Annotated in this window: 11 protein-coding genes and 1 tRNA gene; 8 read left to right on the forward strand and 4 right to left on the reverse strand. The window is 64.7% G+C overall.

From position 1 onward, the window contains the following. Window positions 1-6 precede the first annotated feature (6 nt). On the forward strand, window positions 7-255 hold the full coding sequence (locus ABLE93_RS15920; protein ID WP_348840822.1) for a hypothetical protein: 249 nt from the start codon (window positions 7-9) through the stop codon (window positions 253-255). Between the two features lie 31 nt (window positions 256-286). On the opposite strand, the gene ABLE93_RS15925 is transcribed toward ABLE93_RS15920, so the two are convergent. Continuing rightward, on the reverse strand, window positions 287-1,243 hold the full coding sequence (locus ABLE93_RS15925) for a pirin family protein (RefSeq protein ID WP_348840823.1): 957 nt from the start codon (window positions 1,241-1,243) through the stop codon (window positions 287-289). Window positions 1,244-1,504: 261 nt separating this feature from the next. On the opposite strand from ABLE93_RS15925, the gene ABLE93_RS15930 reads away from it, so the two are divergent. The 4 genes from ABLE93_RS15930 (at window position 1,505) to ABLE93_RS15945 (ending at window position 4,643) form a co-directional block, all read left to right on the forward strand. Further along, a complete protein-coding gene (locus ABLE93_RS15930; protein WP_348840824.1) occupies window positions 1,505-1,669 on the forward strand; it encodes a Flp family type IVb pilin in 165 nt (54 codons plus the stop codon). Window positions 1,670-1,674: 5 nt separating this feature from the next. Then, complete coding sequence (locus tag ABLE93_RS15935) at window positions 1,675-2,190, forward strand: A24 family peptidase (protein WP_348840825.1); 516 nt, start codon at window positions 1,675-1,677, stop codon at window positions 2,188-2,190. Window positions 2,191-2,410: 220 nt separating this feature from the next. After that, complete coding sequence (locus tag ABLE93_RS15940; protein ID WP_510183035.1) at window positions 2,411-3,781, forward strand: leucyl aminopeptidase family protein; 1,371 nt, start codon at window positions 2,411-2,413, stop codon at window positions 3,779-3,781. A gap of 10 nt (window positions 3,782-3,791) precedes the next feature. After that, window positions 3,792-4,643, forward strand: a complete 852-nt coding sequence (locus tag ABLE93_RS15945; protein WP_348840827.1) for a C40 family peptidase — start codon at window positions 3,792-3,794, stop codon at window positions 4,641-4,643. 18 nt (window positions 4,644-4,661) lie between these two features. Here the strand turns inward: ABLE93_RS15945 and ABLE93_RS15950 are convergent, their stop codons facing one another. After that, on the reverse strand, window positions 4,662-6,290 hold the full coding sequence (locus ABLE93_RS15950; protein ID WP_348840828.1) for a sensor domain-containing diguanylate cyclase: 1,629 nt from the start codon (window positions 6,288-6,290) through the stop codon (window positions 4,662-4,664). Window positions 6,291-6,430: 140 nt separating this feature from the next. Here ABLE93_RS15950 and ABLE93_RS15955 point away from each other — a divergent pair, with 140 nt between their 5' ends. Beyond that, window positions 6,431-7,111 carry a YggS family pyridoxal phosphate-dependent enzyme gene (locus ABLE93_RS15955; RefSeq protein WP_348840829.1) on the forward strand — a complete coding sequence of 227 codons (681 nt, stop codon included), beginning with the start codon at window positions 6,431-6,433 and terminating at the stop codon, window positions 7,109-7,111. Window positions 7,112-7,172: 61 nt separating this feature from the next. After that, window positions 7,173-7,248 (forward strand) — tRNA-Glu (locus ABLE93_RS15960). 304 nt (window positions 7,249-7,552) lie between these two features. On the opposite strand, the gene ABLE93_RS27010 is transcribed toward ABLE93_RS15960, so the two are convergent. Then, entirely contained in the window at window positions 7,553-7,705 is a 153-nt protein-coding gene (locus ABLE93_RS27010; protein ID WP_510183036.1) for a transposase, read from the reverse strand. A gap of 321 nt (window positions 7,706-8,026) precedes the next feature. Between ABLE93_RS27010 and ABLE93_RS15965 the strand changes: the two genes are divergently transcribed. Continuing rightward, a complete protein-coding gene (locus ABLE93_RS15965; protein ID WP_348840830.1) occupies window positions 8,027-13,453 on the forward strand; it encodes a hypothetical protein in 5,427 nt (1,808 codons plus the stop codon). Here the strand turns inward: ABLE93_RS15965 and ABLE93_RS15970 are convergent. After that, window positions 13,437-13,549: ATP-binding protein (locus tag ABLE93_RS15970; RefSeq protein WP_348840831.1), on the reverse strand; the 113-nt coding region annotated here is incomplete at its 5' end. The genes ABLE93_RS15965 and ABLE93_RS15970 overlap by 17 nt on opposite strands.

Here is a 13,549-nt window from a genome sequence, read left to right on the forward strand (position 1 = left end):
CATGCCATGAGTACCTCGACCCACACGGCGCGGGAGACCGAAGCCAAGCTCGACGATGCGCTAGACGACAGCTTCCCCGCCTCCGACCCGCCGTCCATGACCCGCCGTCCGGAGGAAAAGAAGTCGGAAGCGAAGGCGCCCTCCCCCGCCGAGCAAAAGGAGAAGCGTGAGGCTTCCAAGGAGCTCGACGAGGCGTTGGACGATTCCTTCCCGGCCAGCGATCCGCCGTCCCAGACCCAGCCAAAGAAAGACTAGGACCGAAGAGCCCCCAGCCGGCGCTGTCCGGTTAGGGGCGCGGATTTTGTGGGCGGGGGCGGCCGGCGCCGTCGTCCGGGGCCGGGATGAATTCGTCGTGGTCCATGGGAATCAGGTCGAACCGGCCTTCCCGCCACGCCGCCTTGGCCGCGTTCAGCCGGTCGAGGTCGGAGGCGACGAAGTTCCACCAGATGAAGCGCGGGCCATCCAGCGGCTCCCCACCCACCAGCATCAGGCGGGCCGCCGTCACCGCACGTGCGGACGTCGCTACACCGCGCCGGATCACCAACATCTGGCCGGGGGGAAATGCCGTGCCGTCCACTTCCACCTCGCCTTCCAGCGTGAACAGCGCCCGATCCTCATGGGTGGCGTCCACCGGCACGCGCGCGCCGGGCGCGAGCTGGATCTCCGCATAGGTCGCTGGCGAGGCCAGCTGCACCGGCGAAACGGATCCGAAGGCAGACCCGAGGATGACGCGGGCCGTTACGCCCGTGTGGGCGACCACCGGGAGAAGCTCGCCGCCGGCGTGGAGGAAGGCCGGCGCGGTCTCCTCCTTGTCTTTCGGCAAGGCGATCCAGCTCTGGATTCCGAACAGCGGGCCACCCCGCGCCTTCACCGTTGCCTCGTGGCGCTCCGAATGGACGATGCCCCGTCCGGCGGTCATGAGGTTCACGGCGCCCGGCTCGATCACCCGCTCGGAGCCGAGGCTGTCGCGATGGACCATGCTTCCCTCGAACAGATAGGTGACGGTGGCGAGACCGATGTGGGGATGCGGCCGCACGTCCTGCGCCTGCGCGGCCGAGAACCGCACGGGCCCCATGCGGTCGAAGAAGATGAAGGGTCCGATCATCTGGCCGTGGACGGACGGCAGCACGCGCGCCACCTCCATGCCACCGATGTCGTGAGCGCGCGGGACGATGATCGTCTCTACCGCGGCGCAGCTCGCGGCGTCGCCGAGGATGGGATCGGGAGAGGGCGCAAAGCTCATGGGACATGAAGCTCCGGGAGAGGTGCCGAGCCGGCGCGGCGGGGTGCCTGAGCCGGCATTTCGTACCGACCTTGGCGCCCGCCCGGCGGCAGGTCAAAGGGCGTGGCGGTCAAAGCCGCGAGAGCGGACCGTTAACCCTTCGACACGGCGGCCGCCGCCCACCGCCCCTCAGGCTCCCGATCTTTACCTCCCCGCAAGGGCAGCCCCCTAGCGTCGGCTTCGTCACGGCACTGGTGCCGGGCCTTATCGGAATTGCCAGTCATGAAGCTTCTATTTTCGCGCTTCATCCAGGAAGAGGACGGCTCCACCGCCCTCGAATACGGCCTCATCGCCGCCGGGCTCTCCATTGCCATCGTCACGGTGCTCGTGCAGATCGCATCCACCTTCGCGCGTCTGCAGGCGTCCACCGCCGCGGCCGGGAACTGAGGCAAATGGACGGCGCCGTGAGCGGAACGGTGGGCAGCGGAGTGGCGGGCGCAATACAGCTGCTGCTGCTCGGCCTCTATCCCGCCCTGCTGTGCGCCTGCATCGGTACCGATCTCGCCCGCCGCATCATTCCCAACGCCATCGTTGCAGCCCTCATCCTCGCCTTCGCCATGGTGGCGGCGATGGCGCCGCTGCCCGACCTCTCCCTGCGTATCCTCGTGGCCATGGCTGTCACCGGCCTCGGTTTCTCGTTGTTCGCGGAGAACATCATCGGTGCGGGCGATGCCAAGCTCGCCGGCGCGCTGATGCTGTGGCTCGACCCGCTCCAGGTGCCGCTCTTCATCCTCTGCGCCGGCCTCATCGGCGCCGCCCTGAGCGTCGCCTCGGCGGCAAGCGGGCGGATGGCCGGGATGATGGGGGAGAGGAGCGCGTTTGCACGGCAGGCCAGCCTGCCCTACGGCGTCGCCCTGGCGGGCGCGGGGCTCCTGCTTCACCCCTTCTCCAGCCTCATGCAAGGCTGACGCGCGGCTGAGCCTCATTTCCCTAAGGGCAAATGAGACCGCAGGTTTATCCGCAGATGTTGTCTTCAGGGCCATCCGGCGGCTATGCCGGTCGGGGCGCCGGAGCCGTCTTGCCGCCGCCCGCTCGTCGGCCCACCATGCAGCGGTTTGCGCGGCACTGCCGGGCGGGATGGCGGAGCGAGGCTTCCCGCCCGCCCCCGGCGGCCGCGCCAGGAGTTCGTTGATGACCGATTGCTTTGCGCCCGCCTCCGCCCTGTGCCTTCCCGTCTGGTGCGTGACCAAGGACAGCCTCGCTGCGGCGCCGGTGCCGGATGCCGCGCGCCGTTTCGCCGAGGCCGCCGGGTTCGCCGGCGAGGCCGGCAAGCTTCTCCTGGTGCCCGGCCCCGACGGCGGGGTGGGCGGCGCTCTGTTCGGCGTCACCGCAGCCCCCGCGACGGACGCCTTCGCCGCTGGCGCCCTGCCCGGCCTGCTGCCCGCCGGCGCGTGGCGGCTGGAAGGCGAAGTGCCGAGCCCGCGCCTCGCCGCGCTCGCCTTCGCCCTCGGCTCCTACCGCTTCACCCGTTACAAGCCGGCGAAGGCGAAGGACGTGCGCCTCGCCATGCCGAACGGCGTCGATGCCGACCAGCTGATACGCACGGTGGAGGCGGTGCGGCTCACCCGCGATCTCGTCAACACCCCCGCCAACGATCTCGGCCCGCCGGAACTTGAGGACGCGGCCCGCGCCCTCGCCGCCCGGCACGGAGCACGCTTCCGCTCGGTGGTGGGCGATGCGCTCCTCGCCGACAACTTCCCCATGATTCACGCGGTCGGACGCGCCGCCGACCGGCCGCCCCGCCTCATCGAGATCCGGGCCGGCGATCCAACCCACCCCAAGGTGACGCTGGTGGGCAAGGGGGTGTGCTTCGACACCGGCGGGCTCGATCTGAAGCCCTCCTCCGCCATGCTGCTCATGAAGAAGGACATGGGCGGTGCCGCCAATGCCTTGGGGCTCGCCCACATCCTGATGGCGCGGGGCGCGAAGGTGAATCTGCGGGTTCTCATCCCGGCGGTGGAGAATTCCGTCTCCGCCCCCGCCTTCCGCCCCGGCGACGTGCTGAAGAGCCGCAAGGGCCTCTCGGTGGAGATCGGCAATACCGACGCCGAGGGACGCCTGGTGCTGGCCGATGCCCTCGCCCTGGCGGACGAGGAGGCGCCCGAGCTTCTCATCGACTTCGCAACCCTGACCGGCGCGGCGCGCGTCGCTCTGGGCCCCCAGCTTCCCGCCGCCTTTACCGCCGACGAGGACCTCGCCGCCGACCTCGCCCGCCACGCCATGGTGGAGGCCGATCCGCTCTGGCGCCTGCCCTTGTGGGCGCCCTATGCAGGCATGCTCGAGTCGAAGGTGGCGGACACCAACAACGTCTCCGCCGGCGGCCTCGCCGGAGCCATCACCGCGGCTCTGTTCCTGGAGAAGTTCGTGAAGCAGGCGCGGGCCTTCCTCCATCTCGACCTGTTCGCGTGGAATTCCAGCACCCGCCCCGGCCGGCCCGAGGGCGGCGAGGCGCAGACGATCCGCGCCCTCGACGCGCTCATCGCCGAGCGCTTCGGCTGATCGCGGCGCGATGTCCTCTCCTTCCGCGCTCGACCCGCGCGTCACCCCCGCCCGCCCCGACCTTGCCGCCGCCGAGCTTCAGGGCGTCGTGGATGCGCCGCGCTTCGTCACCGGCGAGATGCGTCGCGTCGCCGTGCCGGTTGCCCCCCTCCGCCGGCGCCCGGGCGGGGACGCCCCACTCGACACGGAGGCGCTTTTCGGCGAAACCGTGCGGGTTCTCGACGAGGACGGCGAAGGGTGGGCCTGGGTCCAGCTCGAGGCCGACCGTTACGTGGGCTACATGCCCAGCGAGGCGCTCGGCCCCATCGGCGCGGCGCCCACCCACCGGGTTGCGGCGCTGCGGACCTTCCTGTTCCCCGGACCCGACATCAAGCTGCCGCCCCGCGACGCACTGGTGTTCGGCAGCCGCGTGGCGGTGCGCGACGCCAGCGGCGGCTTCGCGGTGACGGCCGACGGCGTACTGCCGGCGGTCCACCTCATGCCGCTGGACGCCCGCGAGGCGGACTTCGTCGCGGTGGCCGCGCGTTTCCTCGGCGTCCCCTACCTGTGGGGCGGGAGGTCCAGCCTCGGCCTCGACTGTTCGGGCCTCGTCCAGACCGCGCTGGCCGCCACCGGGATCGATGCGCCGCGCGACAGCGACATGCAGGAGAAAGCCTTGGGTACGCAGGTGTCGCTCGACGGCGATGTCCGCCGGGGCGACCTCCTCTTCTGGCCGGGTCACGTGGCCATCGCCGCAGATGCCCAAACCCTGCTGCACGCCAACGCCTTCCACATGGCTGTTGCGCTGGAGCCGCTCGCCGGCGCGCTGGAACGCATCGCCGCCGCCGGCAGTCACCTGCGGACCATCCGCCGGCTCGTCTGACGCCAAGCCTGCGCTCGATCAGCGGTGGGCGATCACCCGGTCACGCCCGCTCCGCTTCGCCTCGTAGAGCGCCGCATCGGCCGCCGCCACGAGCGCATCCGGACTGCCATCGGCGGTGGGAATGACGGAGGCGACGCCGAAGCTCGCGGTGACCCGGCGGCGCGGCGCGCCGGGGTGCTCAATGGCGATCTCCGCCAGGAGCCGGCGCACGTCCTCGGCGAAGGCCATGCCGGCTTCCAGGCCGCCCCCCGTCATGAGCACTATGAACTCCTCGCCACCGTACCGGGCGACGAGATGGGAGGTTCCCGCCGCCGCCGCCGACAGCATGCGGGCGACCGCACGCAGCGCCTCGTCACCTGGGAGATGGCCGCGGGTGTCGTTGAACGACTTGAAATGGTCCACGTCCAGCATGACCAGCGTCAGCGGCGCCCCCTCGCCCCGGGCGCGGACCCAGTCCTGCGAGAATTGCACGTCGAAGGTGCGTCGGTTGGCTAGGCCGGTGAGCCCGTCCGTGCGGGCCAGCGAGGCGAGGCGCCCGTTCATGGTACGCAGCTCGCTGTTGCGCAGGGACAGGCGCCGCGCCATCTCGTTGAAGGCCTGCACCAGGGGCGAGAATTCGGCGACGCCGATATCCCTCACATGATCCACCTCACCCCGTCCGACCGAGGTGACGGCGCGGGTCAGCCGCGCGATGGGGGCGATGATGATCCGCTCCGCGGCGAACCAGGCGAGCAGCAGGAAGCAGGCGAGCGCGATGAAATAGGCGAGCGCGGTCGCCTGGATCTTGCGGTCGATCGGCCCCACCACGCGGTCCGTCTCGACGCCGACGGCGACGCTGACCGGCAGCCGGTCGAAGCGTTCGAAGGCGAAGATGCGCTCCTTCCCGTCAAAGCCGGGGCCGGTCATGATCCCCTCCTGCTGCGCCGTCACCGCGCGCGTCAGCGGATGGTCGGGGAAGGCGTGCTCAACGATGTCCGGCGACACGGGATAGCGTACGATCACGGATCCAGCCTCATCGATGACGTCCACGTCGACGCCCGCCTCCACCGCGCTGCCGGCGGCGATGCGCGAGAGCCATTGCAGGTCCACCACCACGCCGGTCACGGTGCGGGGCGCCCCCCCCACCGCACGTTCCGCCCGCAGCAGGAACACTGAGTTTCGTCCGCTGACGCGCGACACGAACAGACTTGTCATCACAGTGTCGTCGGCCTCCACCGCGGACCGGAAATAGTCTCTGTCCGAGATGTCGATATTGAGGGCGAGGGGTGCGTTGGCGCACCGCACGACGCCGGCCGCGTCGGCGATGAACAGGCCCTGGATGCCCGCCACCTCGTCGGCCAGGCGGCCCAGGAAGCGCGTGCAGTACGCATTTTCCTCAAGCAGCAGCTCGGAGTGGCGCGAAACCACGTCCAGCGTGGTTATCGCCCGCGTCAGCCCCTCCAGCTGCGCAAGCTTGGCGCGGCGGGCAAGATTGCGCACGTCCTCCTCGACGGCGGCAACCTCCTCCTCGCGCTCGGCGATGAGCGCGACGATGCGCTCGACGGAGAGCGGCACGGCGACAAGGCAGATGAGGAACAGAACGCGCAGGCGCAGGCTCGAACGCCGTCCGGACGCGGCGGGCGTCTCTTCGCCGAAACGTTCGACCATGCTGGCCCGCCCCCCTCGCGGTCCTGGAGCCCCGGGGGCTCGGCTCCAGCCTCTTCTAAACGCTTCTTGATCGGATTGGGAGATCGGTTCATGTCCACCCGTCCGGCCAAGCCGGGACGCGACCCAGAGGGAGCCCCAAGATGAGCCCAGGATCTTTGGCGCAGGACGCGGTCCATGGCCTCGGCGCGGTGCGTGACGAGATCGCGGCTGCCTGCGCCGACTGCGGCCGCGCGCCTGCATCCGTGGCGCTGGTCGCCGTATCGAAGACCTTTCCCGCGCCCGATATCGTACCCGTCCTCGCCGCCGGCCACCGGGTGTTCGGCGAGAACCGCGTGCAGGAAGCGCGGGACAAATGGCCCGCGCTGCGCGACGCCTTTCCCGGCGTGGAGCTCCACCTCATCGGGCCGCTGCAAACCAACAAGGCGCGCGAGGCGGTTGCGCTGTTCGACGTGATCCACACGGTGGACCGGCCGCGCATCGCTGCCGCCGTCGCCGAAGAAATCGCCCGCCAGGGCCGCAGCCCCCGCCTGTTCGTGCAGGTGAACACCGGCGCCGAGCCGCAGAAGGCGGGCGTGCTGCCGGAGGCGGCCGACGCCTTCATCGCCGAATGCCGCGAGCGCCACGGCCTCGCCCTGTTCGGGCTGATGTGCATTCCCCCGGCCGCCGACGTGCCCGATCCACATTTCGCGCTGCTGTCGGCGATCGCGGCACGCAACGACCTTGCCGGGCTGTCCATGGGCATGAGCGCCGATTTCCCGGCCGCCATCCGCCAGGGCGCCACGCACGTGCGCGTCGGCAGCGCCATCTTCGGCCACCGCTAGCACCGATGGAGGCTTGAAGTCCCCCCCATTCGCCGCTATAGAGGCCGCCTCCCGCGAGGATGCTCCCATCGTCTAGCGGTCTAGGACGTCGCCCTCTCACGGCGAAAACAGGGGTTCGAGTCCCCTTGGGAGCGCCATTCTTTTCAAGACCTTAGCCCCGCCCGCTGCGGGGCTTTTGCGTTTTTGGGAAGAATTTGGGGAGTAAGCGTCTGCGGACGCGAGCGGATTTCGGCGGGATTTGGCGAGTCCGGAATGTGGCGCTGCGGCCAAGGTCCTTCTTGCCGACATCGAACCTGCGCTTCTGCGCTGCCGGCGCCTTGATCGACTGGCTGTCGACACGGCGGCCGTCGGCTCTCCTCGCGCCCTTCACGCTCACGATCGAGCATCAGCGTGACGTCGTGGATCGTGCGAACAGCAGCCGCGCGCAAAGCGGCGGAGCCACTAATATGCCGTCTGCCAAGGCGGAAAGTCGATTGGCAACATCAGCCAACTGCCGCCAGTCCGGGCAAGATAGCGCAACGCGTCGAGCACGTCGTGAAGATCGGTCTTCGGCTTGCGCCCGGGCTCGGCACGAGCGGCTGGATGAACCGCCACTCCTCGTCCGTCAAATCGGTCGGGCAACGCTTTGCGCGCTGCTCAAATCCAGCCATCCGGCCGCGGCTCGCTCGGGTCCACATCCCAGCTTGAATCTCGCCGCAGACCGCGCTTCAACCCATTCTCAAACGGTCTCTTTGGGATGGCGGCGCACATTCATGCCCATCGGCCGAGCGGTTCCATTGCTTTTAGCCACACCTGTCGAGAAAGTGGTCGCCGGCCGACTGTTGCCGCAACTCGATCCAACCGTGACAAGTGGGATCCTCACAGCCATCTGATTCCAGACGAATGCCTCAAACTCCCTCCAATAAGAATTCCGCATTGCCCCGCGGCCTCACTCCGCCACGCAACGTCCTGCCATCTTTGGCGCGTGAACGACTATTGCCAGTACTCGCGGTTGGCAGCGTCAAGTTCGAGGAGCTATGTTGCGACCTCTTGAGGAAGGAATTCAAACAGGCGCAGCGCAGTTCGCTAAAACGAAAAAGGGGGGTAGCGCAGTATGGCGTTGACGTGGAGGGCTTCAATCTCGACGCTGAGCCATTCGTCGTCATCTCTGCGAAGTGCTACGCAGACATACGCGGTCGTTTCCTGGGGCCATGGGTCAAGGACTTCACCGACCACCTCGGCGACCACTGGAAGGACAAGCACGTAGAGCATTTCGTGCTGGCGGTTTCACACGAGTGCAACGACGACGATATCAACGATGCCGCGCGCCGGATCACAGCCGAGTTGAAAGCTTCAGGCATCCAGTTCCATCTCTGGCATTCCCACAAGATAACGGAGCTGATGAAGGACGACCCAGTTCTCGTTGGGCGGTATTTCCATCGGCACTGGGTGGAGGCGATATGCGGCGGCAGTGACATAGTCGTCGGACACGCATCGATCGAGGGTAACTCGCCCATAAAATCAAGCTCTTGGGCTGCTGTTAACCTTGCGAGGATGGTCGCCACCGAGCTCGATGACATGTCGGGCAAACTAAGCAAGGCATGGTCTGATCGGCTCGATGCTGCGATTTGCATGCTCCGGCGCGGGAAGAGTTCCGATATCCGGAAGTGGATTGCGGAAGCGAAAGGGGAGCCCAGCCTTTGGGCGAACCTTGTCCCGGAAACGAAGGCAAAGGCACTGCGCGCAGCGGCCCTAGTGACGTTGCGCGACGAAGACGTACAGGCGGCCTCCGACCTTCTTGATGAGGCAGATGCTCTTGCGCCAGCGCCTGATCGTACTTCGGCGGCGATCCTCGAAAGGTCGCGTTCAGGCTCTTTAGCGGCGCTGGACCTGCTTTCAGAACCGCTCGTCCCACGGGAGCGCGAAATCAAGGCCGCCCTGTTGATCGAAAGCGGTGACGCGGCCGGAGCGGTTTCTTTGCTAGAATCGCTGAGTGGCGACGTGCTCACTGCAGAAGCTATGCGGCTTCGCGCCATAGCTTACTTCATCCTCGGCGACATGCGTAAGAGCCTGAACACCGCCGCGTCAGCCGTAAAGAAAGGGGATAATATTGCGGCTCCGCGGTTCACGCTGGCGACTTTGCAGGTGGCTGCTGCCTTGGCTCCGGGCGTCCAGGCGCAGTTCGGCGGCACTCCGGATCCGATCGCGCCATCGCTCGTCCGTTCCGATTCGAATTCCCTGCGTTTGCTCTCGGAAGCCGCGGACATGTTCGAACGCTTGCTGGAGCAGGTGGACGGAGACTTCCGCCGCGAAGCGGAAATCTGGAAACTGGCGGCGCTGCTCCTGCACCCGAAGCGACAGGCCGAGGCACGTCGCTATGCGCGGTCGCTGATGTCGCGGGATCAACTCGATCCGTCAATTATCGCCTGGTGCCTTCACTATGGCCTGCCAATGCGCCGCGGCAAGATAAAGAAGACCTTGGGCGATATGCTCAGAAGAGGTGAAGGAACACCGGGACATGTCGTCGTACTTGCCTTAATGGCGTCGCGCTTGACCGATCCACGACCTGGGTTAGCAGTCGTCCGACGGTTTGGCCGCATGTTTCCGATAGCGTCCGAGTTCTTCGCAATGTGGCGGAGACAGCTGGGAGAGGATGCCGAAGCACCGGAACAAGACTACTCATCGGCTGTCCGCTGGGCGATCGCCAACAAGAACAACGCTCCCTTGATGGCCTTCCTAGCGACATCCGCAGCATCGACAGAAAACGTCGTTGCGGGTGCCGAATTCCTTTCTTCAACACGCTCCTACGATGATCTGTTCGCGTTGAAGGATAGGCTGATACAAATCGGGACCGTGCGTTGCCTGGAGATGGTCGCCCGCGCGGCGAACCAGACCAAGAACTTCAGCATCTGTCTTCAGGCCGTTGAGGCTTTTGAAGGAGACGTGCTGCCGGCACGGCTTCAGCTCGCCAGGCTCGAAGCCCATGAAGGGCTGGGGCAGCACAGTCTTGTGATTGCCAACCTTCGGGGCATGCTGAAGGATGGCGACGACCCGCGCCTCCATGATCGCTTGCTCCATGCCTACATGCGCATCGGGGCACTTAGCGAACTGAAAATCGAAACAGAAAAGGCGCTGGCGACAAGAACGTTGGACAGCAGGCAGGCGGTGCAGATCGCCTTCGCGTTGAAGACAGCTTCGCCGGCCACCGCCCGGCTCGCGTTAGAGCAGATTTCGGACAGGGACTTTCCACCGGAGCTGTCAGGCGTCGTGCTTGAACTCGCGAGCAGCCTGGGGGGACTCGAAGATGTGAAAGAGCAGCTGATCCGCAAGATGGTCAGCGGAGAGAAGGGTTTCGGTAGCGTCCGGAAGTTCGAAACAGTCGAGGAAATCCTTGCCTTCATGCAGGAGAGGGCTGACGAGTACAGGAAGCAATTTTCGCAGTGGCTCATAGGGGAATTGCCGGCCGCGTTGGCCATGCGCTCCGACGTGAAGGCGTATAGCTCTCTCTTCCTCGGATCAGAGCGTACAAGATTGAACAACATCGGCGACCCTGTCCCGATGCTGCTTGTAGGGCATGGCAGCAGACAGAAACCACCCGAAGTTTACGACAACCCAGAACTTATCGTCGATCTCAGCGGCCTCCTTCTCTCACAACGGTTCGGCATCATCGACGACCTCGACAAGGCATTCCAACTCGTTATCCCCGGCGCGTTGCCGGAAGCCCTATTTCATTTGCGGGAGCAGTATTCGAGACCGAACTCAATTATCGTTGCGACATTGGCGGACATCGAACGCAAGGCCAGTGCAGTCAGGGTGACGGACAGCGCGCCTTCGGAAGCACTTTTCGTCGAGAGGCTTCATAACGTGAGTGAGGGCGATGAATGGATCGCTCAAGCGATGCTCGAGCATGCGTTCCTGAATGGTCACATGACGCGAAATGAAGTGGATCGCGTTTCGGCCCTTCTTGCTTTCAACACCCAGCCATGTCTCAAAAGTTTACCGCCTGGCGGGGTTAGGCTGTCACCGCACGCGGTGGTAGACCTCGCCTTGCTAGACATTCTTGAGCCTGTCGCGAGGTCCACACCTACTTATGTGGAAATCTCTGATTTGAATTCTCTAGTGAAAAGCGTCAATCTCCACCGAGAGGAGGAGAAAATTGCTCTGTCATTGGAGGCCCTGCAACAGACCGTTGCCGATCGGCTCTCTTCCGCGAAATGGAAAACTCGTACGGATAATCCCCGGGAGGAAGATGAGAACCGCTTTGCGACTCTGCCTTCGCACGTCCGATGTCTCATGGACACGCTTCCAACTGACGAGATGAAGGCGGCCACGCTTTTTTGGGTAGAAGACCGAGTTCTCTCAAAACACCGTTTGCCTGGCGCTCTCTATCTAGTCGATGTCCTAAATGTTCTTATTGAGAAAGATATTCTGTCAGCCTCCCGATGGACAGACATACTGCGTGAGATGTGGGAAAATGGATACTCATTCATTTCCGGGCATGAACAGGTAATTGGACGCCTCCTAGAACAGGCGCCGATTCTCGATGGCGAGATCATTGAGAACGTGCAGCTCCGGGACATTCGTCGCTGGTTTGCCATGCAGGTTGAAAACCTTGTTCATATTGCCCCGGTCGTCCATCTCGATGCCGATGACATCGTGCTCGGCGAAACGCGACTACTGGTTGAGATGACGAGCGTCCTGCGCGACGTACTCTATATCATCTGGCAGAACCCTCGCGCCAAGAAGGAAGAGAAGCTCGCCCGTTCCTCCTGGGCAGCGACTGCCCTCAAGCTCGAGCATTTGCCTGGCACTCTGGGAGACACCAGCCCAGCCGGCCGACGGCGGATAGCCAGCATGGTTGCCGCGCAAATCATCTCAATGCCGCTATTCGCGGAACTGACATCTGAGCCGATGAGCGAACAAGATAGGCAACTTTTTGCGAGTTGGGCGGCTAACCTGTTTGATGCCAGCGAGCATGCCGACCCCGAGCTGTACAACGACATCCACGACACCCTCGCAGGAATAGCAGCGCGCATCCTCGAAGATCCGCCGGACATCGACAACGATATGCGCCTCAAATTTCGAGCGTTGATGAGAGGCAAGATACATGATTTTCTCAGTCTCTTACCCGACGATTGGTACGATTCAATAGCCAGTCGGCGCGGCGTTGCCGATGCTCTGGGCAGACAGAAGATCACGACACTGGAGGTGGTTGAGGGCGTCACAGTTAAATTGATGGATATTCCTAAAGCCATTGAAAAAGTCGACGGCCGGAATAAAAAGGCTCGCCTGCCAATTCACAATTCGAAGGCCTTTTGCCGCCTTGAGATCGATGGCGCCGATGGCTGCCTACCGATTGTGTCCCTCACAGTAAATAAGCAAAGGGCCAACCTTCACCCGTCGACAGTTGCGCTAGTCCACCCTGATCCAATCGTTCGGGCATTGGGTTCAAAGGAGCTGAAGCGTGTGGCAGAAGCCGACCGTGGAATCTCCGACGAAGCAATAAAGGAATTGCTCGGGGAGCCTAACGTCGAGCGGCGCGTGGCTCTTTTTGACAAAGCACGGGGAGGGCACCTCCGGAGACAGCTTGAGGGCATGAGAGAGGCTGTCCACAATGGATTAGCGCTTCATCTGAGCGCATTCGAATTGCCTTCGCTCTCTGATATGCTCGAATTCATCGGACTTTCTCCCGACTTTTCTGGGGGAGCGGATAAGTTGGTGTCGGAGGCCAGCAGCACCCTGTTGCGAGAAATGGGCGCCGAATTTGCCATTGAGCGCCTGTCCGGCCTTCCCTTCGAACTCCCTCAGTCGTTGCTCGACGAGTATTCGTTGCAGGCAGTTGAACCGGCCTCGACCCGCCCCTGGGATTCACCGATGTGGTTGATAACCAGGCTTCTGGCGACGAGGATTGGACCCGACGGGGGCGCCACGACGAACAACATCGCTCTCCTGCTACAGGCGAGCCGGGGTATCTTCTCAGGCCTCCTGAGGCACGCTTCGCGATCGGCGCTCAGAAATCGGACGTGGAGAGATCTGCCACCCGATACTATGCTCGCCCTTGTCTGGATATACGCTGAGCATGCGAGCCGCGCTCTCCTGCCAGCGGGCTTCGATCCATCGAACTTCAATTCGTGGCTCGGTCAGCGCCAAGCAGCAACGTTCACCGACTACGAGATACACCGCACCTTGCCCCGTTGGGTCCGAGATTTCAGCGTCAGTGCTGTCAATCGGCACGGAAACCTGACCCCCTATCGGCGCCGAATGTTGACCCCTGTCTGGGGCATTGACCCCACTGCCGCGGAGCGTTGGTTTGGCGCAGCGGCAGTGGGGTCAATGGTGGCGGAGGTCAGGCGCGGTTCTTGAAGCGCCAGCTCTCGTTTCCGGTCTCGACGATGTCGCAGTGGTGGGTGAGGCGATCGAGGAGCGCCGTGGTCATCTTGGGGTCGTTGAAGACGCTCG

The organism is Xanthobacter pollutisoli (assembly GCF_040044995.1).
Classification (GTDB): domain Bacteria; phylum Pseudomonadota; class Alphaproteobacteria; order Rhizobiales; family Xanthobacteraceae; genus Xanthobacter.